Annotated in this window: 14 protein-coding genes; 7 read left to right on the forward strand and 7 right to left on the reverse strand. The window is 76.7% G+C overall.

Translation table 11 applies throughout. The features are described 5' to 3' along the window. The first annotated feature begins 108 nt into the window (after positions 1 to 108). A complete protein-coding gene (locus ABD823_RS10775; protein WP_344858388.1) occupies positions 109 to 1,365 on the forward strand; it encodes a PucR family transcriptional regulator in 1,257 nt (418 codons plus the stop codon). Between the two features lie 53 nt (positions 1,366 to 1,418). Here ABD823_RS10775 and ccrA read toward each other — a convergent pair whose 3' ends face one another. Both ccrA and ABD823_RS10785 read right to left on the reverse strand, forming a co-directional pair. Beyond that, positions 1,419 to 2,729 (reverse strand): crotonyl-CoA carboxylase/reductase, encoded by a 1,311-nt coding sequence (gene ccrA, locus ABD823_RS10780; protein ID WP_344858390.1) that lies wholly within the window; start codon positions 2,727 to 2,729, stop codon positions 1,419 to 1,421. After that, a complete protein-coding gene (locus ABD823_RS10785) occupies positions 2,726 to 9,676 on the reverse strand; it encodes an SDR family NAD(P)-dependent oxidoreductase (protein ID WP_344858392.1) in 6,951 nt (2,316 codons plus the stop codon). The genes ccrA and ABD823_RS10785 overlap by 4 nt, the downstream gene beginning before the upstream one ends. 268 nt (positions 9,677 to 9,944) lie before the next feature. On the opposite strand from ABD823_RS10785, the gene ABD823_RS10790 reads away from it, so the two are divergent. Continuing rightward, a complete protein-coding gene (locus ABD823_RS10790) occupies positions 9,945 to 11,201 on the forward strand; it encodes an alpha/beta hydrolase (protein ID WP_344858393.1) in 1,257 nt (418 codons plus the stop codon). 31 nt (positions 11,202 to 11,232) lie between these two features. Here the strand turns inward: ABD823_RS10790 and ABD823_RS10795 are convergent, their stop codons facing one another. Together ABD823_RS10795 and ABD823_RS10800 are read right to left on the reverse strand one after the other, a co-directional pair. Continuing rightward, entirely contained in the window at positions 11,233 to 12,468 is a 1,236-nt protein-coding gene (locus ABD823_RS10795; RefSeq protein ID WP_344858395.1) for a sensor histidine kinase, read from the reverse strand. Further along, positions 12,465 to 13,121, reverse strand: a complete 657-nt coding sequence (locus ABD823_RS10800) for a response regulator transcription factor (protein ID WP_344858397.1) — start codon at positions 13,119 to 13,121, stop codon at positions 12,465 to 12,467. The genes ABD823_RS10795 and ABD823_RS10800 overlap by 4 nt, the downstream gene beginning before the upstream one ends. Before the next feature lie 319 nt (positions 13,122 to 13,440). On the opposite strand from ABD823_RS10800, the gene ABD823_RS10805 reads away from it, so the two are divergent. The 4 genes from ABD823_RS10805 to ABD823_RS10820 all read left to right on the forward strand — a co-directional run bounded on the left by ABD823_RS10805 (position 13,441) and on the right by ABD823_RS10820 (position 17,064). Next, positions 13,441 to 13,950, forward strand: a complete 510-nt coding sequence (locus ABD823_RS10805; protein ID WP_344858398.1) for a hypothetical protein — start codon at positions 13,441 to 13,443, stop codon at positions 13,948 to 13,950. Further along, complete coding sequence (locus tag ABD823_RS10810; protein ID WP_344858400.1) at positions 13,950 to 15,029, forward strand: peptidoglycan-binding protein; 1,080 nt, start codon at positions 13,950 to 13,952, stop codon at positions 15,027 to 15,029. The genes ABD823_RS10805 and ABD823_RS10810 overlap by 1 nt, the downstream gene beginning before the upstream one ends. Next, complete coding sequence (locus ABD823_RS10815; protein ID WP_344858401.1) at positions 15,026 to 15,817, forward strand: ABC transporter ATP-binding protein; 792 nt, start codon at positions 15,026 to 15,028, stop codon at positions 15,815 to 15,817. The genes ABD823_RS10810 and ABD823_RS10815 overlap by 4 nt, the downstream gene beginning before the upstream one ends. Before the next feature lie 71 nt (positions 15,818 to 15,888). Next, entirely contained in the window at positions 15,889 to 17,064 is a 1,176-nt protein-coding gene (locus ABD823_RS10820) for an ABC transporter permease (RefSeq protein WP_344858494.1), read from the forward strand. Here the strand turns inward: ABD823_RS10820 and ABD823_RS10825 are convergent. From ABD823_RS10825 to ABD823_RS10835, 3 genes are read right to left on the reverse strand one after another with little or no spacing between them, the layout of a single operon-like run. After that, complete coding sequence (locus ABD823_RS10825) at positions 17,007 to 18,716, reverse strand: glycerol-3-phosphate dehydrogenase/oxidase (RefSeq protein ID WP_344858403.1); 1,710 nt, start codon at positions 18,714 to 18,716, stop codon at positions 17,007 to 17,009. The genes ABD823_RS10820 and ABD823_RS10825 overlap by 58 nt on opposite strands. A 40-nt stretch (positions 18,717 to 18,756) precedes the next feature. Next, complete coding sequence (gene glpK, locus ABD823_RS10830) at positions 18,757 to 20,274, reverse strand: glycerol kinase GlpK (RefSeq protein ID WP_344858404.1); 1,518 nt, start codon at positions 20,272 to 20,274, stop codon at positions 18,757 to 18,759. A gap of 42 nt (positions 20,275 to 20,316) precedes the next feature. Continuing rightward, complete coding sequence (locus ABD823_RS10835) at positions 20,317 to 21,144, reverse strand: MIP/aquaporin family protein (protein ID WP_344858406.1); 828 nt, start codon at positions 21,142 to 21,144, stop codon at positions 20,317 to 20,319. A 285-nt stretch (positions 21,145 to 21,429) separates the two neighbouring features. Between ABD823_RS10835 and ABD823_RS10840 the strand changes: the two genes are divergently transcribed. After that, positions 21,430 to 22,197, forward strand: coding sequence for an IclR family transcriptional regulator (locus ABD823_RS10840; RefSeq protein ID WP_344858407.1), 768 nt, complete (start codon positions 21,430 to 21,432; stop codon positions 22,195 to 22,197). Positions 22,198 to 22,372: the final 175 nt, after the last annotated feature.

Raw genomic sequence — 22,372 nt, forward strand, 5'->3', positions numbered from 1 at the left:
CTTCCCGCCGGATGCTTCAGGTGTTGCACGCGCCACAGTAACAAGCGTTTGCTTACTGACAAGCGTTTGTCACGTCAGAACATGAGGCGCACTCCGACGGGAGGGTCTGTGGCGACGAAGGAACACGCGAGAATCACGGTCAAGGGACTGGGCGGCCGCCGGGTCAGACCACACGACACGGCCGACCAGCGGCTCTGGAGATCCACCCCGGCAGAGGTCGCCCGGCGGCTCCGGCCCGGCCTGTCCCAGGTCGCCGAACAGGTGATCGGCGAGATCACCCTGCGCATCCCCGAGTACGCCCGGCCGTCCGACACCATGTACGTCAAGGCGGTACGGCTGGCCGTCGACGAGGCGCTGCGCCAGTTCGTCGACCGGATCGAGACCCCCAGCAGACCGCTGGAGGCCGACGTGTTCCGCACGATCGGGCGCGGCGAGGCCAACGAGGGCCGCAACCTCGACCCGCTGCAGACCGCGCTGCGGCTGGGCGCGCGGGTGGCCTGGCGGCGCCTGACCGAGCAGGCCGAGCAGCTCGGCCTCACCCCGCAGCAGCTCTACGACCTGGGCGAGGCCATCTTCGTCTACCTGGACCAGATCGCCGACGCCGCCGCCGAGGGGTTCGACGAGGCCAGGGCGCGGGTGGCCGGAGAGATGGAACGCCGCCGGCAGCGCCTGCTGAACCTGCTGCTCAGCAGGCCGCCCGCCGCCCCCGAGGCCGTCGCCGACCTGGCCAAGGCCGCCGGCTGGCGGCTGCCCAGGACCGTCGCCGGGGTCGCCCTGGACGAGCAGTGCGGCGGCTACCGCCCGCCGTCGCTCCCGCCGGACGTGCTGGCCGGGCTCGACCGGCCCAACCCCTGCCTCCTCGTGCCCGACCCCAACGGCCCCGGCCAGGCGCAGGCCCTGGAGGCCGGGCTGCGCGGCTGGAAGGCCGCGATCGGCCCGGCCGTGCCGGTCGACGCCGCCGCGACCTCGCTCCGCTGGGCCCGGGAGGCGCTGGAGCTGGGCCGGCGCGGCGTGCTGTCCGGCAGCAGGAACCTGATCCGCTGCTCCGACCACATGGCAGCCCTCGTCGTGTTCAAGGACGAGGAGCTGATCGACGCCCTCGCCGAGGTGCGGCTCGCGCCCCTGGCCCACCTGCGTCCCAGCCAGCAGGACCGGCTGGCCGAGACGCTGCTGGCGTGGCTGCGCCACGGCCGCGGCGCCGGGGAGGTCGCCACCCGGCTCCACGTGCACCCGCAGACCGTGCGCTACCGGCTCCGGCAGCTGGAGGAGCTCTACGGCGACCAGCTCTCCGACCCCGACGTCAGGTTCGAGCTGGAGATCGTCCTGCGCGCCCGCCAGGCCACCACCGGGTTCGGCACGGCCTGACCTCCGGCGCGGCCCGGCCCTCCGGGCCCCGCGGTCCGGCCCGCTCCGGCGGGTCAGCTCCGGAACATCCTGATGCGGTCCTCGCCGATGCGCTCGCGGAGCGCGTGGTCCTCGATGCCGAGGTCCTCGGCGGGGGCCAGGCCGAGCACGCCGACCTTGCCGACGTGCCGGTTGAGCTGCACCGCGCGGGCCGCCTGGCCGGTCCGCTCCAGCGGGTAGACCGCCGAGAGGGTGGGCTGCAGCATGCCGAGCGCGAGCAGCCGGTTGACCTCGCGGCACTCCTGGTAGTTCGCGCCGTGCGAGCCGATGATGCTCTTCAGCTTCATCCACAGGTGCCGGTTGTCGTAGGTGTGCGCGTACCCGCTGGAGGAGCCGCAGGTGACGACGGATCCGCCGCGTCGGGCGACGTAGACGGACGCGCCGAAGGTGTCCTTGCCGGTGTGCTCGAAGACGATGTGCGGGTCCTCGCCCGCCTGGCGGCGCACCTCCGCGCCGAAGGCCCGCCAGGCCTTCTCGTCACCGAGGTGCTCGAACTGCGAGCGGTCCACGACGTGCTCGCAGCCCATCCGGCGCAGCAGCTCGGCCTTGGCCGGGGAGCCGACCACGCCGACCGGGATGCCGCCGCCGTTCCTGACCAGCTGCACGCCGTACGCGCCGAGACCGCCGGTGGCGCCCCAGACGAGCACCACGTCGCCCTGCTTCATGCGGGCGCCGCGGGGGCTGACGAGCATCCGGTACGCGGTGGAGGCGCACAGCATGTTGCAGGCGGCCTCCTCCCAGCTCAGGTGCCTGGGCTTGGGCAGCAGCTGGGTGGCCTTGACCACGGCGAACTCGGCCAGCCCGCCGTAGTTCGTCTCGAAGCCCCAGGCGCGCAGGTCCTCGCCGAGCATCGAGTCGGCGTGGGTGACCGGGTCCTGCGCGTCCACGTAGGCGGGCGAGACGACGACCCGGTCCCCGATCCGCCAGTGCCGCACCGCCGCCCCCATCCGGACGACCACGCCGGAGGCGTCCGAGCCGAGCACGTGGAAGTCCCGGTCGTGCCGGGGGTCGGTGCGCCCGAACCGCTCCAGGAAGGCGAAGGTGGGGATCGGCTCGAACATGGCCGTCCACACGGTGTTGAAGTTGATCGCGCTCGCCATGACGGCGATCAGCACCTCGTCGGGGGCGAGCTCCGGCATCGGCACCTCGCCGACGTGGACGGACCGCGTGATGTCCTTGTCCACCCCGTCGGTGCCGTGCGGGACGCGGCCGAACATGCCGACCTGCTCCTTGCGGGTGTAGGCGGCGCGGAAGGCGGTGGGAAGCTCCAGCCGGGCGAGCTCTTCGGGGTCGGCGCCGTCGACGACGGCCTGTGCGAGGGTCATAGCTGGCCTCCAAGGTGAGCGGCGATGACTTCCACGTGGGGCGGGTCGAGCAGGTTGAGGTGGTGCGAGCCGGGGACGGTGACGATCTCCAGCCCCGGGCTGTAGGGGCCGAACCCCCGGGCGGGGTCGCCGGTGTGGGCGTAGCGGACGTCCTCGACCGCCCACGGGGTCGGCTCGGTGGAGCGGTAGAGCACCACCCGGCCGGTGAAGGTCCCCGCCCGGTAGCCCTCCAGCGCGCGGGTGTCGGCGTGCGAGGTGACCTGGTGGCGCAGGATCGCCTCGCCCAGCAGGTCGGCCACCCCCGAGGCGGCCACGCGCTCCTCGGTGAGGGCGAGCTGCCCGGCCTCGTCCAGGGCGGCCAGCTCACCGTAGCCGAGCTCGACCGCGACGCCGTACGTCTCGCGCAGGTAGGCGGCGAAGTCGGCGTACCTGCGGGCGGTGATCCGGGCCCGCTCCTCCGGCGCCCTCTCGTCCGGCAGGCCGGAGTCGATCATCGCCACCAGCTCCACGTCCTCCGCGCCGAGCCGCCGGGCGATCTCGAAGGCGAGGACGCCGCCGAAGGACCAGCCGCCCAGCCGGTACGGCCCCTCCGGCTGCACCTTCCGGATCTCCGCCACGTAGCGGGCGGCCCGCTCCGCCACGCCGTGCTCCGCCCCCGCCGCCCCCGCCCGCCCGGGTGCCGCGCCCTCCGGTGCGGCACTCCCCGGTTCCGCGCTCCCCGGCACGGCCTCCCCCGGTGCGGCGCGCCCCGGTTCCGCCGGCCGCTCCAGCCCGAACACCACCCGGTCGGCGCCGAGCAGCGCCGCCAGCTGCGCGTAGACGCCCGTGGTCCCGCCCGCCGGGTGCGCCAGGAACAGCGGCGCGCCCCCGGGCGCCCCGGCGACCCCGTCCCTGAGCCCAGCCTCCGGCGCCCCGGCGGCGCCGTCCCGGGTCCCGCCCGCCGGCGCCCCGGCGCCGTCGCGACCGGCCGCGTCCGCGGGCCCTCCGGTACGGCGGGCGGCCAGGTAGGCCCGGGCCGCCGGGGTGAGGGGGCGGACCACGCCCCTGGCCGCCTCCTCCTCGTCGGCCCGCCGGACGAAGTCGGCCAGCAGCGCCCCGGTCAGCGCCCCCTCCACGACCGGCGGCCCGCCCAGCCCGGCGAGCACGGCGGGCAGGGCCTCGGCGGGGATCTCCTCGTCCACCCCGGGCTCGCGGCCCAGGACCCGGGCGAGCACGGCCACCACCCTGCGCTCCGCCGCGTCCCTGGGCCCGAGCGGGCGGGTCCGCGCCCCGGCCGCCCGCTCCCCTCCGGGCGCCCGCTCCACCCCGCCCGCCGTACGGCCCGCGGTCCCGGCCGCCCGGTCCGCGCCGCCGCGGATGCCCAGCCCGGCGGCGACGGCCGCGGCGAGGTCCCCGAGCGTCGCACCCCTCAGCAGCGGGGCCGCCGGGACCACCACCCCGAAGTCGTGCTCGATCGCCCCGCGCACCCGCGTGGCCGCCAGCGAGTCGAGCCCCGCCTCGGTCAGCACCGTGCCCTCCTGGAGCAGGCCCGGCTCGAAGCCCAGCACGGCGGCCGTGCGCTCGGCGACCCTGGCCGCGACCGCCGCCAGCGCCTCGTCCGGGCCCAGCCCGCCCAGCGCCTCCACCCCCGGCCACCCGTCCCCGGCCCCGGCCCGCGCTCCGCCCGCCGCCCCGGCCAGCTCCGCGAAGTACGGCATGCGCACGATGGCGGGGAAGGCCGCCACCGCCGCGGCCGCGTCCAGGCGGACCACCCCGGCGGCCGGCACGTCCCGGCGGAGCAGGGCCTCCAGCGCCTCGACTCCCTCGCCGGGGGTGATGGGCGCCACGGCGGGCAGAGCCGCCCGGCCCGCCCCGCCGACCTCGGCCCACGTGCCCCAGTCGATCGCCGTGCCGGGCAGCCCCTCCGCCCTGCGCAGCTCGCAGAGCGCGTCCAGCCAGGCGTTCGCCGCCGCGTAGGCGGCCTGGCCCGGCGAGCCGAGCAGCGCCGCGGCCGACGAGAACGCCACCCACCAGTCCAGGTCGCCGTCCCGGGTCGCCTCGTGCAGCGCCAGGCCGCCGTGGACCTTGGCCGACCAGACCCGGTGCAGGTCCCCGGCGCCGACGTCGGTGACCAGCCGGTCGTCCAGCACGCCCGCCGCGTGCACCACGCCGCGCAGCCGCAGGCCGCCCGCGACGGCCGTCTCCACCAGCCGCCGCGCCGTCCCGGGCTCGGCCAGGTCGCCGGTCACCACCCGGACGTCCGCGCCGAGGTCCCGCAGCTCCTCGATCACCTCGTCCCCCTCCGGGGACGGCCCGGACCGGCCGCCGAGCACGATCCGCCCGGCTCCCCGCTCGGCCAGCCACCGGGCCACCACCAGGCCCAGCCCGCCGTACCCGCCGGTGATCAGATAGCTCCCGCCGCGCCGGACGACCGGCGCGCCCGTGCCGGGGAGCGGGAACCCGCCGAGCGGCAGGGCGGCCAGGCGGGCCGCGCGGCGGACGCCGTCGCGCCAGGCGACCTCGTCGTCGGGGAGTGCACCGGGGAGGGCTCCGGAGGGAGTGCCGGGGAGGGCGTCCGCGAGGGCCGCCTCGCCGGTCAGCTCCGCCAGGAGCGCGGCGGGGCCGTCGGTGTCGACCAGGCAGGCGCGCAGACCCGGATGCTCGAAGGCCAGCACCCGCACCAGGCCGCGCAGCGCGGCGGCGCCGGGGTCCGGGCGCTCCCCGGGGAGTACGGCCTGCGCCCGCTCGGCGGCCAGCCGCAGCCGTGTCCCGGTCCCGGCGAGGTCGCGGACGAGCCGGGTGACGGCGAGGACCAGCGCCTCCGCCCCCGCCGGATCCAGCCCGGCCGGGACCAGCACCACGGTCTCGTCGGGCGGCGGACCGCCGGGGAGCGGCACCGCGGCCCCGTCGCCGGCGGTCCGGGCCTGCGGGGCGTCCGGCGCGGGCGTGCCGGGGACCGGCGGGACCGTGCCGGGGCGGGCGGCGAGGGGCGCCGGACGCGGCGCCGGGACGGGCCCGGGGCGCGGGTCCGCCGGAGAGGTCCGGGGCAGGGCGGTGCGGCGCACGGTGTGCCCGGCCGCGGCCACGCCGCCGGCGAGGTCCCCGGCCCGGCCGTCCCCGGCGCGCGCGACGATCAGCCAGGACCGTCCCGCGCCCGCCCCGGCGCCGGCCGGTACCGGGGCGGCGACCCCGGCGGCACCGTTCCCGGACGCCGGGGTTCCCCCGGCCCCGCTCCCGGCGGCCGCGGGCCCGGAGACCGTCGCGGTGGGCGCCGGGGTCTCCGTCCAGACGCGGCCGACCAGCTTGGTCGCGAGCGGGACCGGCACGGCGGCGGCCGGGATCCGCCGGGTCCGCACCCGCTCGGGCGTGCCGTCCGCGCCGAGGTACCCGACCGCGACCGGCACCGGCACCGGCCCGGCCGCTCCCGTTCCGTCTCCCGCGGCCGCTCCGTCCTCCGTACCCGCCGTCCGGGCGGCCGCCCCGCCGGTCAGCCGCGCGGCCAGCTCCGCCGGGCTCGGGACCGCCCCGGCCGGGGGCGCGTCGGTGACGACGGTCGCGGTGCCGTACCGGACCCAGGTCCCCGCGGCGTTCCTGGCGTCGATCTCCACCTCGCCGGACGGGGTGACGGTGGTGACGACCGTGGCGGGCAGCGGCAGCAGGCCGTCCAGGGTGATGTCGGCCAGCTCGGCCCGGCCCCAGACCTCGAACGCCGCCGCCTGGGCGAGGGCGGCCACCGCGGCCAGCGGCAGGACCGGCAGTCCGTGCGGTCTCCAGGTGGCGGGATCCAGCCGCCAGGGGGCGTCGGCGAGGTCGTCGACGCGGGTGGTCCACACGTGCCCGGCGGGGCTCTCGACGTGCGTGCCGAGCAGCGGGTGGGCTCCGGCCGGCGGGACGGCGCCGCGGGGTGCGGGGACCCAGTGGCGCCGGTGCCGCCACGGCGGCAGGGGGAGATCGGTGAGCGCGCCGTACGGGGCGAGCGCCGGGGAGGGCAGCGCCACCGCGACGGCCGCCAGCTGGGCGGCGAACTCCTCGTCGTGGCCGCGGCGCAGCGAGTGCGTGACCACCGCGCCCTCCGGCAGGGTGTCGCGCAGGGCCGCGGCCAGGACCGGGTGCGGGCCGATCTCGGTGAAGACGGTGTGGCCGTCCTCGGCGGCGGCCTGGAGCGCGGTCATCAGCCGGACCGGGCGGCGGACCCCGGCGGCCCAGTAGGCGGGCTCGAAGCCGGGGACCTCGCGGGGGTCGTCGAGCACGGTCGAGTAGAACGGGATCTCCGGCCTGCCGCCCCCGATCCCGGCGAGCTCCGCGCGGAGCCTCGGCAGGAGCGGCTTGACCTGGGGCGAGTGACCGGCGCCCTCCGCGGTCAGCAGCCGGGAGAGCAGGCCGCGCGACTCCACCTCCGCGGCGAAGGCCGCGACCCGGTCGGGGTCGCCGGTGACGACGCACTGCCGGGGCGAGGAGTGGACCGCCACGTGCAGGTCGTCCGGGACCTCCCCGGCGCTCACCTCCAGCACGGCCATGGCGCCGCCGCCGCCGAGCGTGCCGAGCAGCCGGGCCCGGCGGCAGATCACCCGGACCGCGTCGGCCAGGCCGATCCCGCCCGCGACCAGGGCGGCGGCGACCTCGCCCATCGAGTGCCCGACCACGGCGGCGGGCCGCACGCCGTGGGAGGTCCAGAGCCGGGCCAGCGCCGCCTGGAGCGCGAAGATCAGCGGCTGTGCGGTGGCCACGCCTCCGGGATCCCGGCCCCCGGCGACGGTCTCCCGCAGCGGGATGCCCGCCTCCGCGCGGAAGAGCGGGTCCATCTCGTCGACCGCCCGGGCGAAGACCGGCTCCCGGGCGTAGAGGCGGGCGCCCATCCCGGCCCACTGCGCGCCGTACCCGCCGAACACCCAGACCGGGCCCCGCCCCGCCGCCGCGGTGCCCACCGCCACCGCGCCCGCCCCGCCGCCCGCCGCCGTCCCGGCCGCCGCCGAGACCGCCCCCGCCGCCGTGCCCACCGCCGTGCCCGCCCCCCTGCGCGCCGCCGTGCCCGGGGCCGCACCCGGCACCGGGCCCGCCGTGCCGGTCGCGGCCCGGCCCTCCCGTACGGCGCGCAGCCCGGCGACCAGCCCGGCGGCGTCCTCGGCCACCACGGCGGCGCCGACGCGCCCCCGCCCGGCGCGCCGGGCGAGCGTGCGGGCGACGTCGTCCAGGTTCCGCGGGCCGTCCGCGGCGATCCGGTCCGCGAGCACCCCGGCGTACTCCCGCACCCGGTCGGCCGAGACGTCCGTGAGCAGGAACACCCGCGCGCCGCGGCCGGCCCGCGCCTCCGGCGGCACGTCCGGCGGGCCCTCCGAGGACACGTCCCGCGACACCTCCGGTGCCCCCGCCGACGCCCCCGGCGGGACCTCCGGCGGCGCGGTGCGGGGAGCGGCGTCGAGCACCACGTGCGCGTTGGTGCCGCCGAAGCCGAAGGAGGAGACACCCGCCCGGGGGCGCGCGCCCGGCCGGTCCGGCCAGGGGGTCGGGGCGGTGACGACCCGCAGGCGGTCCCAGGGGATGTGCGGGTTGGGCCGCTCGAAGTGCACGCTGGGCGGGATCACGCCGTGGTGCAGGGCGAGGACGGTCTTGATCAGGCCGGTGATCCCGGCGGCGGCCTCCAGGTGGCCGAGGTTGCTCTTGGCCGAGCCGAGCAGGACGCGGTGGCCCTCGGGCAGGGCCGCGTCGATCGCCCGCGCCTCGATCGGGTCGCCCAGGAAGGTGCCGGTCCCGTGCGCCTCGATGTAGTCCGGCGGCTCCAGCCCCGCGTAGGCGGCGCGCAGCAGCCCCTCCTGCGCCTCCGGGTTGGGCGCGACCAGGCCGTTGGAGCGGCCGTCCTGGTTCACCGCCGTGGCGCGGACGACGGCGAGCACCCGGTCCCCGTCGCGCAGCGCGTCGGACAGCCGCTTGAGCACCACCACGCCGCAGCCCTCGGCGCGGACCATGCCGTCGGCCGCCGCGTCGAACGCCTTGCACCGGCCGTCGGGCGCGGTCCCGCCGCCCCGGTCGAAGGCCATCGTGACCACCGGCGAGAGCAGCAGGTTCACCCCGGCCGCCAGCGCCAGGTCGCTCTCCCCCGCCCGCAGGCTCCGCACCGCCAGGTCCACGGCCACCAGCGACGAGGAGCAGGCCGTGTCCACCGCGAGGCTGGGCCCTCGCAGGTCGAGCACGTAGGACAGCCGGTTCGCGGCGATGCTGAAGGCCGCCCCGGTCGCCGTCCAGGCGTCCACCCGGGAGACGTCGGCGGTGGTCAGGTGGGCGTACTCGTTGCCGGAGATGCCGACGAACGCCCCGGTACGGCTGCCGCGCAGCGAGCGCGGCGCGATCCCGGCGTGCTCCAGCGCCTCCCAGGCCGTCTCCAGCAGCATCCGCTGCTGCGGGTCCATGGTCTCGGCCTCGCCGGGGACGATCCCGAAGAAGTCGGCGTCGAAGGCGGCCACGTCATCGAGGAAGCCGCCGTGCCGGGTGGTGGCGGCCAGCGCCTCGGCGGTGCGCGCCGAGCCGTCGCCGAAGGCCTCCCACCGGCCCTCGGGGACCTCGCCCACCGCGTCGCCGCCCGCCATGAGCAGCCGCCAGAAGTCCTCCGGGCCGCGGACGGAGCCGGGCAGGCGGCAGCCGACGCCGACCACCGCGACCGGCTCGCCCGCCGCAGGCCGTACGGCCTGCGGATCCACCGGCCCGGCCGCGGCCCCGGCGGCCGGCCGTACGGCCTGCGCGGCGAGCGCCCGGGCGAGGCGGTCGATCGTCGGGTGCTCCCAGACCAGCGTCGGGCCCAGTCCCCTGCCGAGCAGCGCCTCCAGCTCCCCCGCCACGGCCACCGCGTCGCGCGACGAGAGCCCGAACTCCTCCAGCGGACGGTCGGGGTCGACGTCGGCGAGGGGCAGGCGGCACCGGGCGGCGATGCGTTCCGAAAGGAAGCGGCGGATGTCGTCTTCACCGAGCAGATCCACGGGGCGACTCCCAAGAACGGCCGAGGTGATCGGCCAACTTACCCAGGGGGGCCTGCGCGGGGGAGTCCTGGCGGCCCACAATCCACCAGGGCGTTTTGTCATGGCCGTGACAACGGCCCCGCGGGGCGGGCCGGGCCCGGCGGGCTTTGTCGCCGGGCCTCAAGCGGGCCCGGCGTTTCCGTTGCGGCCGGCCATATCGGCGTCCCGCGACCGGGCCTAGGGTCGCCTGCCACGGCCCTCACGCCTCCGGGCCGGTGGAGGTTAGACGATGCGCCCTGCCCGACGCGGATTCCCGGCTCTCCAGGTCTCGCTGCCCATCTCACTGTCGGCCCTGCTGCTCCTCGGCGGCCCGCCGGTGGCCGCGCACGCGCGGACGGCTCCGGCGGCGGAGCCGGGCGCCACACCCAGCGCCTCCCCCGGCGCCGCGAGACCCGGCGCGTCCCCGAGCGCCCCGGCGGGACCCGCCAGGAAGCCGGCCTCCGCGAAGACCGGCAGGAGCCCGTCGGGTCCCTGGCCGGCGGCGCTGCCCGGTAAGGCGCGCGTGGTGAAGGAGCGCTGGTTCGGCCTGCGCATGGTGGACCTGACGATCTCGTCCCCGGCGGTGGACGCCCGGCTCCCGGTCCGGGTGCTCGTCCCCCGGGGCTGGTCGAAGAACGCCGACCGCACCTGGCCGGTGCTCTACCTGCTGCACGGCGGCGCGGACGACTACACCTCCTGGACCCGGATGACCGGGATCGCGGAGATCACCGAGGATCTGGACGCGATCGTCGTGATGCCCGAGGCCGGGCGTGCCGGGAACTACAGCGACTGGTACAACGGCGGCAGGGGCGGCCCGCCCCGCTGGGAGACCTTCCATCTGAAGGAGCTGCGCCGACTGCTGGAGACCGGCTACCGCGCCGGGACCCGCCGGGCGGTGGCGGGCCTGTCCATGGGCGCCTACGGCGCGATGAAGTACGCCGCCAGGCACCGCGGGATGTTCCGTTTCGTCGGCGCCTACAGCGGCGTCATGTCCACCCGCCTGCCGGGCATCCCGGACCTCATCATGAACGCCCAGGCCGCCGAGGGGGCGGACCCGAAGGCGCTGTGGGGCGACCCGGTCAGGAACCGGACCGTCTGGAAGGCCAACGACCCCGCCGCGCACGCCGGGAACCTCAAGGGCGTGGGCGTCTACATCTCCAGCGGCACCACCAGCCTCCCGGGCGAGCTCGACCCGCCCGGCACCCCCTGGTCCCCCGCGCACCTGAGCGAACCGGTCTCGGCCTACACCACCAAGGACCTGGTCGCCAGGCTCCGCCTGCACGGGATCAAGCCGACGGTGCACCTCTACAAGGACGGCACCCACAGCTGGCCGTACTGGCAGCGGGAGTTCATCCGCTCCTACCCGATGATCCTGGACGCCCTGGGCCTGCCGCGGGACGGGGGGCCCTCCCCGCTCGACGACTCCTCCGGCGGCCCTCCGTCCCTCGGCGCGGACCGCCGGGACGCCGGCGCGGGACCGGGAGAGGAGGTCTGGCAGCACCGGTGAGCAGGCCCCGGCGATCCGGCGGGCGCGCCCTTCACGGCACGGCCTCCCCGGCGCCCGGGAGGGAGGCCGTCACGACCAGGCCGCCGCCCTCCCGCGGGCGGGCGGTGACGTCACCGCCGTGGGCGACGGCCACGGACCTGACGATCGACAGCCCGAGGCCCGTGCTCCGGCCCGTGACCACCCGCTCGGCGCCGAGACGGCGGAAGGGCTTGAAGAGCGGCGGGATGTCGTAGGGCGGCACGGCGGGCCCGGTGTTGCTCACCTCCACCTCGACCCGCCCGCCGGCCACCGTACGGCTGGTGACCCGCACCCAGCCGGTGCCGTCGCCGACGTTGTGCCGGATGCCGTTCTCCACCAGGTTGTGCACCAGCCGCTCCAGCAGCAGCGCGTCCCCGCGGGTGGGCGCGGGCCCGGCCTCCTCCCGCACGGCGACCCCCGCCTGCCCGGCCTCCGCGGAGGTCTGCGCGACCACGTGCGCGACCACGTCCGCCAGGTCCACCGGCGACCGGTCGGTGATCTCGTGCTCGGAGCGGGCCAGCAGCAGCAGCCCGGAGATGAGCCGCTCGTGCCGGGCGTTGATCTCCAGCAGGCTCTCACCGAGCCGCTTGACGTCGGGCGAGGCCGTCTTCCGGTGCATGGCCAGCTCGACCAGGGCCCGGTTCAGCGTCAGCGGGGTCCGCAACTCGTGCGAGGCGTTGGCGACGAAGCGACGCTGACCGTCGAAGGAGCGGTCCAGCCGCTCGACCATGGTGTCGAAGGTGTCGGCGAGTTCCTTCACCTCGTCCGGCGGCCCGTCCAGCGCGATCCGCTCGCGCAGGCCGTGGTCGGCGACCGGGGCGGCGGCGATCCGCCGCGCCGTCTCGGTCACCCGGTGCAGCGGGGCGAGCACCCGTCCCGCCACCACCCAGCCGAGCCCCACCGCTGCGGCCCCGACCACGGCCAGCGCGACCGCGCCCTGGGTGAGCATCGAGGTGGCCGCCGCCTCGCGCAGCCGCTCCTCCTGCTCGGCCAGCACCCGCTCCGCCTCGGGGCCCATGAGCACGTCGCCGTTCCGGTTGAGGATGACGACCTTACGCGGCAGGGTGCCGGGTTCCTGCTGGAGCCCGCTGCGGGCGAAGGAGGCCGACAGCCGCTGGTCGAACAGCAGGTAGGTGACGCCGAGCAGGGTCAGTCCGGCGAGGAGGAACAGCGTGCCGTACACGAGGGTGAGCCGGGCGCGCAGGGTGAGCGGCCGGCGGCGCGGCGGGCGGGGGGCACGGGCGCTCATGCGATCCGGTACCCCGCGCCCGGCACGGTCCGCACGACCGGCGGCTCGCCGAGCTTGCGGCGCAGCTTGAGGACGGTCAGCCGCACCACCCCGGTGAACGGGTCGGCGTTCTCGTCCCATGCCTTCTCCAGCAGCTGCTCGGCGGAGACGACGGCCCCGTCGGCGCGGAGCAGCTCCGCCAGGACGGCGAACTCCTTCTTCGACAGCGGCACGTACCGCCCGTCGCGGAACACCTCCCGGCGCGCGGGGTCGAGGGTGATCCCGGCCCGGCACAGCACCGGCGGCACGGCCGGCCTGGCGCGCCGCCCCAGCGCCTGGACCCGGGCGGCCAGCTCGGGGAAGGCGAACGGCTTGGCCAGGTAGTCGTCCGCGCCCAGCGAGAGCCCCGCCACCCGGTCGCCGATCTCCGCCGCGGCGGTGAGCATCAGCACCCGCGCGTCCGACTCCGAGGCGACCAGCTCCCGGCAGACGTCGTCACCGTGCACCCTCGGCAGGTCGCGGTCGAGCACGACCACGTCGTAGTCGTTGACCGCGAGCCGCTCCAGCGCCGCCTCGCCGTCGTGCGCGGTGTCGACCGCGTGCGCCTCCTCGCGCAGCCACTCGGCGATCGCGTCGGCGAGCACGCGCTCGTCCTCCACCACCAGTACCCGCATCGTGTCCCCGTGCCCTGCCCGCCGGAGGGCCCGTGCCCTCCGCCTCGCGTACGGAGGCGATGGTGACGGACGCGTTGTTTGCTCCGCGTTAGCACCGGCCGCTCCAGGCCGCCGGTGCCGCCGCACCGGCGCGGGCCCGGCACGGGCGACGAGCACGGGCCCGGCACGGGCGACGAGCACGGGCCCGGCACGGGCGACGAGCACGGGCCACGAGCACGGCGACGGCGGAGGCGGCGGAAACGGCCCGGAAACACGCTTCCCTGTTGCATGCCTCATCGAGCGGCCGGCGCGCGTCCGGCCGCCGGACGAGGAGACGACCATGCGCATTCCCGGTGCACCGGCGGCGGTCCCGCTGGTGCTCGCCCTGACCCTGACCGCGGCCCTGGCCGGGTGCGCCGCGGGCGGTGGCGCCGAGGTGGCGACCGCGACCGGTGGCGGCGGTGGGCCCGCCGCGAGCGCCACGCCGACCCTGGACCCGGACGAGCGGAACCTCAGGTTCGCCCAGTGCATGCGGGAGAACGGCGTCGACATGCCCGACCCCAGGCCCGGCGAGCCCGTCATGCTCAGGATCCGCAAGGGGCAGGAGGCCGCCGTGGAGAAGGCCCGGCAGGCCTGCAAGCAGTACGCCCCGGTGGGCGGCACCGGCGCGGACCGCTCCCGCAACGCGGAGAGGATGCGCGAGATCGCCCGGTGCATGCGGGACAACGGCGTGCCGGACTTCCCCGACCCGGACCCGGAGGGACGCATCAAGGTCGGCAAGGGGGTCACCGACGACCCGGACTTCCCGGCGGCGGAGGCGAAGTGCCGTCCGGAGAAGGGGGGTTCCTGATGGGCCCGGCGCCCGCCCGCCGTACCCGCCGCCGGGCCGCGTGGCTGCTCGCCGCGGCGGCCCTGGCCGGTACGGCCACGGTGGCCGCGGGCGGCACGGGCCTGCCGGGGGGCGGCGGCCGGGCGGACGACGCGCCGCCGCTTCCCGCGGCCACCGCCGAGGTGACCCGGGAGACGCTCCGCGACACGCGCGACGCCGATGGCGAGCTCGGCTACGGCCCCGCCGTCACGGCGGTCAGCCGCAGGCCCGGCACCGTCACCTGGCTCCCGGAGAGCGGAGCTCTGATCGGCCGCGGGAAACCGCTCTACAGAATCGACGACGACCCGGTGGTGCTGATGTACGGAGCCACACCCGCCTACCGCGACCTGCGGGCCGGCACCGAGGGCCGGGACGTGGAGGCGCTGGAGCGCAACCTCCGCGCGCTCGGCTACGACGGGTTCACCGTGGACGGCGAGTACACCTCCGCCACGGCCGCGGCGGTCATGGAGTGGCAGCAGGACCGGGGCCTGGAGGAGACCGGCGTGGTCGAGCTCGGCCGGGTCGTCTTCGCCGCCGGGCGGGTCCGGGTGGACGCCCTGGAGACCGAGGCGGGCCGGCCCACCGGTCCCGGGCAGCGGGTGCTCACCTACACCGGCACCGCCAAGGCGGTCACCGTACGGCTGGCGGCCGAGGACCGGCGGATGGCCCGCGAGGGCGCCGGGGTCACGGTCACCCTGCCCGACGGCAGGAGCGTGGACGGCGAGGTCGCCGAGGTCTCCACGGTCATCGAGCCCGGGCAGGGGCAGGACGCGGAGCCGGAGACCGCGCTGGAGGTGGTCGTCTCGCTCGGGCAGAAGGCGGTCCGGGGCCTGGAGCACGCCGCGGTGGACGTCACCTTCACCGCCTCCCGCCGGAAGGACGTGCTGACCGTGCCGGTCGCCGCGCTCGTCGCGCTCCGGGAGGGCGGGTTCGGCGTCGAGGTCGTCGAGGGCGGCAGGTCCCGCCACGTCGCGGTGGAGACGGGCATGTTCGCCGGGGGCCGCGTCGAGGTCTCGGGCGGCGGCCTCACCGAGGGCACGATCGTGGGGATGCCGGAATGACGACTCCCATGATCTCCCTGTCGCGGGTGAGCAAGGTCCACCCCGGCGGGGTGGCGGCGCTGTCGGCGGTCTCGCTGGAGGTGGCGCGCGGCGAGCTGGCCGCGATCGTCGGCCCGTCCGGCTCGGGCAAGTCGACGCTGCTCACCATCATCGGCACGCTCGACCGGCCCTCGTCGGGGACCGTGCGCATCGACGGGCACGACGTCCCGTCGCTCTCGGACGACGGGCTCTCCGCGCTCCGGGCAGCCGTCATCGGCTTCGTCTTCCAGCACTTCCACCTGGCCGCCGGGGTCTCGGCCCTGGACAACGTGGCCGACGGCCTCCTCTACAGCGGCCTGCGCCTGCCGGAGCGGCGGCGCCGGGCCGCGGCGGCGCTGGAGCGGGTCGGGCTCGGCCACCGCCTCGGCCACCGGCCGCACGAGCTGTCGGGCGGCGAGCGGCAGCGGGTGGCCATCGCCCGGGCCGTGGCCGGGGATCCGCCGCTGCTGCTGGCCGACGAGCCGACCGGCGCCCTGGACTCCGCCTCCGGGGCCGGGGTGATGCGGCTGCTGCACGACCTGAACGCCTCGGGCACCACCGTCGTGGTCATCACCCACGACCGGGAGATCGCCGCGAGCCTGCCCCGGCGGGTGGGCATGCGCGACGGCCGGATCGTCTCGGACTCCGCGGCCGGACCGGATCCGGACCCGGAGGCGGATCCGGGCCCGGAGGCGGGGGCCGGAGCGGGCCCCGGGACGGAGGACCCGGGCGGGCACCGGCGGCGTGCCGGATCGGGGGCGGCGCGATGACCGCCGGCCTGGTGGGCCGCCCCGGTCCCGGCGCCGCTGATCGGATCCCGCCCGAGCCGGTCCCGGCCCGGATGCGCCCGCGCGACGTGTTGCGGACCGGCGCGGCCGGCCTGCGCACCCGCCCGCTCCGGGCGTTTCTGTCCGCGCTCGGCATCGCCATCGGCATCGCGGCGATGACCGGCGTGGTCGGCATCTCGTCCTCCTCGGGTGCCGAGCTCGACCGCACGCTCGCCGCGCTCGGCACCAACCTGCTCACCGCCGCGGCCGGGCAGACCCTCACCGGCGAGGAGGCCGAGATGCCCGTGGAGGCCGAGGCGATGATCGAGCGCATCGGCCCCGTGCGGGCGGTCTCCGCGACCGGGTACGTCGACGGCGCCAAGGTGTACCGGAGCGAGCGCATCCCCGAGGCGCAGACCGGCGGCGTCTCCGTGCACGCCGCCCGCCTCGACCTGCCCGCCACGGTGGGCGCGCGGGTGCGCAGCGGCACCTGGCTCAACGAGGCCACCCACCGCCACCCGGCCGCGGTGCTCGGGTCCACCGCGGCCCGGCGCCTCGGCGTGACCGCGGCCGGACCGGACGTCCAGGTCGTCGTCGGCGGTGAGCGCTTCACGGTCGTCGGCGTCCTCGACCCGGTGCCGCTCGCCGCCGAGCTGGACGCCGCGGTACTCGTCGGCTGGCCCGCCGCGGAGGCGGTGCTGGGCTTCGACGGGCATCCGACGACCCTCTACACGCGGTGCGAGGAGGCCCGGCTGGAGTCCGTCCGGGCGGTGCTGGCCGCCACCGCCGACCCGGAGGCGCCCAACGAGGTGGACGTCTCCCGCCCGTCCGACGCGCTCGCCGCCAAGCAGGCCGCCGACCAGGCGTTCACCGGCCTGCTGCTGGGGGTCGGCGCGGTCGCGCTGCTCGTCGGCGGCGTCGGGGTGGCCAACACCATGGTCATCTCGGTGCTGGAGCGGCGGGCGGAGATCGGCCTGCGCCGGTCGCTCGGCGCGACCCGCGGGCAGATCCGCACGCAGTTCCTCGCCGAGTCGCTGCTGCTGTCCGCGCTGGGCGGGGCGGGCGGGGTGCTGCTCGGCGCGGCCGTCACCGCCGGCTACGCCCTCTACCAGGGCTGGCCGGTCGTGGTGCCCGCCTGGGCGGCGGGCGGCGGGCTGGCCGCGACCCTGGCCGTCGGCGCCCTCGCCGGGCTCTACCCGGCGGTCCGCGCCTCCCGGCTCTCCCCGGCGCGGGCACTGGCCGCGCCGTAGGCCGACAGGTCGTCCGGCGCCAGCTCGGCGGCCCGCTCGCCCTCCACCAGGAGCCGGTAGCGCTCCGTCTCGCGGGCCACGGCGGCGGCGTCCCAGCCCAGCACGGGGGCGACGAGCGCGGCCGCCTCGGGCGCCGCCGCCAGGCCGCGGTCGCGCTCCTCGATCGAGATCCGGGTACGGCGGGCCAGCACGTCCTCCAGGCGCAGCGCCCCCTCGTGGGTGGCGGCGTAGACCACCTCCGCCCGCAGGTAGTCCGCCGCCCCGGCCAGCGGCTCGCCGAGGGCCGGGTCGGCCTCGACCATGCCGACCAGGTCCTCGACGGCCGAGCCGTACCGCCGGAGCAGGCGCTCGATCCGGGCGGTGTCCAGGCCGGAGCGGGCGGCCAGCCGGTCGCGGCCGTTCCACAGCGCCTCGAAGCCCTCCGCGCCCACCAGCGGCAGCCGGTCGGTGACGGAGGCCGGCACGGGGCCGCCGAGCCCCTGCGCGGCCGCGTCGACGGCGTCCCTGGCCATCACCCGGTAGGTGGTGTACTTGCCGCCGGCCACGACGACCAGGCCGGGGGCGGGCCGGGCGACGGTGTGCTCGCGGGAGAGCCTGGCGGTGTCGGCGCCGTCCCCCGCCAGCAGCGGGCGCAGCCCCGCGTACACGCCCTCGACGTCGTCGCGGGCCAGCGGCGTGCTGAGCACCGCGTTGACCCGCTCCAGCAGGTAGTCCACGTCGGCCCGGCTGGCCACCGGGCGGGCCGGGTCGAGCGTCCAGTCGGTGTCGGTGGTGCCGATGATCCAGTGCCGTCCCCAGGGGATGACGAACAGCACGCTCTTCTCGGTGCGGAGGATCAGGCCGGTGCGGAGCGCGATCCGGTCGCGCCGGACGAGGATGTGCACCCCCTTGGAGGCCCGCACGGACGGGCCGCCGCGCGTGCCGGCCAGCTCGCGGCTCTCGCCGGTCCACACCCCGGTGGCGTTGACCACCTGGCGGGCGCGGACGAGGATCTCCCGGCCGCTCTCCCGGTCGAGCACGTGCGCCCCGGTCACCCGGGCGCCGTCGCGGGCCAGCCGCGTCACCCGGGCCCCGGTCGCGACGGCGGCGCCGTACTGGGCGGCGGTGCGCGCCAGCGTCATCGTGAACCGCGCGTCGTCGACCTGGGCGTCGTAGTACTGGACGGCGCCGACGAGCCCCTCCGGGCGGAGCCCCGGGGCGGCGGCCAGCGCGCGCCGCCGGCTGAGCTGGCGGTGGCGCGGCAGGGTGCGCGAGCCGTCGAAGGTGTCGTAGAGCGTCACTCCCGCGCCGACGTAGAACCGCTCCCACATCCGGTGCCGGAGCGGGAACAGGAACGGGACCGGCTGCACCAGGTGGGGCGCGAGCCGGGTCAGCAGCAGGCCGCGTTCCTTCAGCGCCTCCCTGACCAGCCGGAAGTCGAGCTGCTCCAGATAGCGCAGGCCGCCGTGGATCAGCTTGCTGGACCGGCTGGAGGTGCCCGCCGCCCAGTCGCGGGCCTCCACCAGCGCGACCGAAAGGCCCCGGGAGACCGCGTCGAGCGCCGCTCCCGCGCCCACCACGCCGCCGCCGACGACCAGCACGTCGAACTCTCCGTCGCTCATGCGCCGCAGCGCCGCCTCGCGGTACGGCGGTCCCAGGGGCACGGCTGTCATGTCAGGCTCCTCGTCTCGGGAAAGGCACGGGCGGACGCGGTCAGTCCACGTCGACCCAGTCGAGCGTGCGGGTGACGGCCTTCTTCCAACCGGCGTAACCGCGCTCGCGCCGCTCGCCGGACCACTGCGGCTCCCAGCGGCGGTCCTCCTGCCAGTTGCTGCGCAGCTCGTCGGTGGACGACCAGAAGCCGACCGCCAGGCCCGCGGCGTAGGCGGCGCCGAGCGCCGTGGTCTCGGCCACGACCGGCCTGGAGACCGGCACGCCGAGGATGTCGGCCTGCAGCTGCATGCACAGGTCGTTGGCGGTCACCCCGCCGTCCACCCGGAGCACGTCGAGCACGACGCCGGAGTCCTGCTGCATCGCCTCGACCACGTCCCGCGTCTGGTAGCAGATCGACTCCAGCGTGGCCCGGGCCAGGTGCGCGTTGGTGTTGTAGCGGGACAGGCCGACGATGGCGCCGCGCGCGTCGGAGCGCCAGTAGGGGGCGAACAGGCCGGAGAACGCGGGCACGAAGTAGACGCCGCCGTTGTCGTCCACCTGCCGGGCCAGCGCCTCGCTCTGCGCCGCGCCCGAGATGATCCCGAGCTGGTCGCGCAGCCACTGCACGGCCGAGCCGGTGACGGCGATCGAGCCCTCCAGGGCGTACACCGGCTTGTCGTCGCCGAACCGGTAGCAGACGGTGGTCAGCAGGCCGTGCTCGGAGCGGACCGGCTCGGTGCCGGTGTTGAGCAGCAGGAAGTTGCCGGTGCCGTAGGTGTTCTTGGCCTCGCCGGGGCTGAAGCAGACCTGGCCGACGGTCGCGGCCTGCTGGTCGCCGAGGTCGCCGGAGAGGGGGACCTCGCCGCCGAGCGGGCCGTCCGCGCGGGTCACGCCGTACAGGCCGGGGCAGGACGAGGGCATGATCTGCGGCAGCATCGCGCGGGGGACGCCGAAGAACGACAGCAGCTCGTCGTCCCAGTCCAGCGTCTCCAGGTCCATGAGCATGGTGCGGCTGGCGTTGGTGACGTCGGTGACGTGCACGCCGCCGTGGGGGCCGCCGGTGAGGTTCCACAGCAGCCAGGTGTCGGTGGTGCCGAACAGCGCGTCCCCGGCCTCGGCCGCCGCGCGCACCCCGTCGACGTTCTCCAGGATCCACTGGATCTTGCCGCCGGCGAAGTAGGTCGCCGGGGGCAGCCCCGCCTTCCTCCGGATGACCTCGCCCCGGCCGTCGCGGTCCAGGGCGGAGGCGATCCGGTCGGTCCGGGTGTCCTGCCAGACGATCGCGTTGTAGTACGGCCGGCCGGTCCGCCGGTTCCACACCAGCGTGGTCTCGCGCTGGTTGGTGATGCCGAGCGCGGCCAGGTCGGAGGCGGCCAGGTTCGCCCGGTTGAGCGTGGTCTGGATGACCGAGCGGGTCCGCTCCCAGATCTCGGTGGGGTTGTGCTCGACCCAGCCCGCCTGGGGGAGGATCTGCTCGTGCTCCAGCTGGTGGCGGGCGATCTCGTTGCCGCCGTGATCGAAGATCATGAAACGGGTGCTCGTCGTCCCCTGGTCGACGGCTCCGATGAAGTCGGGCATGGTGATCGCGCTCCTTGTCCGGGGTCGGGTGTCGGGCGGCCGTCAGACGGCTTCGTAGGCGTTCTTCCCTGGCACGCGTGCGGCCTCGGGCTCGTCCTCCGGGGGGAGGAACCTGCCGATGAGGACCTGGTAGAGGCCCGCGCCGAGCACTCCGCCGAGCAGCGGCGCCACGATCGGCACCCAGAAGTAGAGCTGCCCGTACTGGTCCTGGAAGGCCGTCTCGTAGCCGGTGAGGAAGGAGGCCAGGCGCGGGCCGAAGTCGCGGGCCGGGTTGATGGCGTAGCCGGCGTTGGTGCCCCAGGCCATGCCGATCGCGACGACGACCAGGCCGACCACGAAGGGCGCGAGGTTGGCCGCGGGCGGGGAGTTGCGCGCGTCGGACAGGGCGAGGATGAGGAAGAGCAGGATGGCGGTGCCGATGATCTGGTCGCCGAAGGCGGCCCAGGTGCCGACGTCCAGCGTGCCGTTGCCCGGCAGGGTGGAGAAGACGCCCTGGGTCTTGATCGTCAGGCCCGGGTCGGCCGCGGTCAGCGCGTCGCTGTAGTTGAAGCGGACGACGAGCGCGGCGACGAACGCGCCCGCGGTCTGCGCCAGCGAGTACGGCAGGACCTTGCGCCAGGAGAAGCCCTTGAAGACCGCCAGGGCGACCGTGACCGCCGGGTTGAGGTGGGCCCCGCTGATCCGGGCCGCGACGTAGACGCCGAGGGTGACGCCGAGGCCCCAGGCCCAGGCGATGCTGTCGTGGTCGCCGATGCCGGCGGCGGCCACCTGCGCCACCACGCCCACGCCGAACAGGATCAGGATCAGTGTCCCCGCGAACTCGGCGGCCAGTTCGCCGAGCAGCCCGCGGGCTTTCAGCCGTTCCACCATTGCTCCTCCTCACAGTGCCGCACGGCGGGCCCGCGGTCGCGGCGGGGCCGGGCGGGCGGGTGGGGGTGATGCTCACCGCTGCCGGGGACGCTAGGTGAGAAGGGGAGGGGGGTCAACGGCGATGTGCCGACAATGTCGAACACTAGTCAGTCATGTCAGGCCGGTTTATGGTCTTGATCTATGGCCCCGATCACACCGCTCCGTATCTGCGGGGGAGTGCGCAGATCGTCCCCTGACCTGCGCCGACATTGTCGAACATCTGCCGGGAGCACTACGATCGGCTCCGTGCCAGGACCAGTGCAGTCCATCGAGCGGGCGGCCGCGATCCTGCGCCTCCTCGCGCGCAGCTCCGGCCGGCTCGGCGTCGGGGAGATCGCCACCTCGCTCGGCCTGGCCCGGGGCACCGCCCACGGACTGCTCCGCACCCTGCAGCGGGTCGGGTTCGTCGAGCAGGACGCCGCGACGGCCAAGTACCAGCTCGGTGCCGCCCTGCTCCACCTGGGCACCAGCTACCTCGACGTGAACGAGCTGCGCTCCCGGGCGATCAACTGGGCCGACGCGCTGGCGGCCAGGAGCGGCGAGGCCGTGCGCATCGGCACCCTCCTCGACGGCCGGGTCCTCGTCGTCCACCACGTCTTCCGCCCCGACGACACGCTGCAGACGCTGGACGTCGGCGCGCTGCTCCCGCTGCACGCCACCGCGCTGGGCAAGGTGCTGCTGGCCTACGAGGCGGGCGCCGCCGCGGCGCTGGGCGAGGACCCGCTGGAGGCCTTCACCCGCAAGACGATCACCTCCCCGAAGACGCTGGCCCGCGCGCTCACCCGGGTCCGCGAGGTCGGCTGGGCCGCCGAGTCCGAGGAGACGACGATCGGCGAGGCCGGCATCGCCGCGCCCATCCGCGGCCACGGCGGCCTGGTCGTCGGCGCCATCGGCGTCTCCGGCGCCGTCGAGCGGATCTGCGACGGCGCGGGCCGGCCGGACACCGCCCTGGTGGCGTTCGTGCGCGACGCCGCGCGGGCCGTCTCCCGCGACCTCGGCGCCTCCCGCTGGTGACCCGGCGCCCGCCCCGGCCCCGCCCGTAGGCGGCCCCGCCCGCTCCCGGCGGGCCCACCGGCCCCCGGACCGGCCCCCGGACCGGCCCCCGCCCCCCGGCGGCCCGGTCCCCGCACCGGCGGTCCCGACCGGCCCCGGCGGCCCCGCACCCCCAGGTGACCCCCGCTCCCCCACA

This window comes from Planomonospora alba, assembly GCF_039534085.1.
Lineage (GTDB): Bacteria > Actinomycetota > Actinomycetes > Streptosporangiales > Streptosporangiaceae > Planomonospora_B > Planomonospora_B alba.

Bases quoted from the DNA above. Each gene is read 5' to 3' on its own strand.
- ccrA (WP_344858390.1), bottom strand. From the start codon at position 2,729: ATGACCCTCGCACAGGCCGTCGTCGACGGCGCCGACCCCGAAGAGCTC.
- ABD823_RS10790 (WP_344858393.1), top strand. From the start codon at position 9,945: ATGCGCCCTGCCCGACGCGGATTCCCGGCTCTCCAGGTCTCGCTGCCC.
- ABD823_RS10795 (WP_344858395.1), bottom strand. From the start codon at position 12,468: ATGAGCGCCCGTGCCCCCCGCCCGCCGCGCCGCCGGCCGCTCACCCTG.
- ABD823_RS10800 (WP_344858397.1), bottom strand. From the start codon at position 13,121: ATGCGGGTACTGGTGGTGGAGGACGAGCGCGTGCTCGCCGACGCGATC.
- ABD823_RS10805 (WP_344858398.1), top strand. From the start codon at position 13,441: ATGCGCATTCCCGGTGCACCGGCGGCGGTCCCGCTGGTGCTCGCCCTG.
- ABD823_RS10810 (WP_344858400.1), top strand. From the start codon at position 13,950: ATGGGCCCGGCGCCCGCCCGCCGTACCCGCCGCCGGGCCGCGTGGCTG.
- ABD823_RS10815 (WP_344858401.1), top strand. From the start codon at position 15,026: ATGACGACTCCCATGATCTCCCTGTCGCGGGTGAGCAAGGTCCACCCC.
- ABD823_RS10820 (WP_344858494.1), top strand. From the start codon at position 15,889: ATGCGCCCGCGCGACGTGTTGCGGACCGGCGCGGCCGGCCTGCGCACC.
- ABD823_RS10825 (WP_344858403.1), bottom strand. From the start codon at position 18,716: ATGACAGCCGTGCCCCTGGGACCGCCGTACCGCGAGGCGGCGCTGCGG.
- glpK (WP_344858404.1), bottom strand. From the start codon at position 20,274: ATGCCCGACTTCATCGGAGCCGTCGACCAGGGGACGACGAGCACCCGT.
- ABD823_RS10835 (WP_344858406.1), bottom strand. From the start codon at position 21,144: ATGGTGGAACGGCTGAAAGCCCGCGGGCTGCTCGGCGAACTGGCCGCC.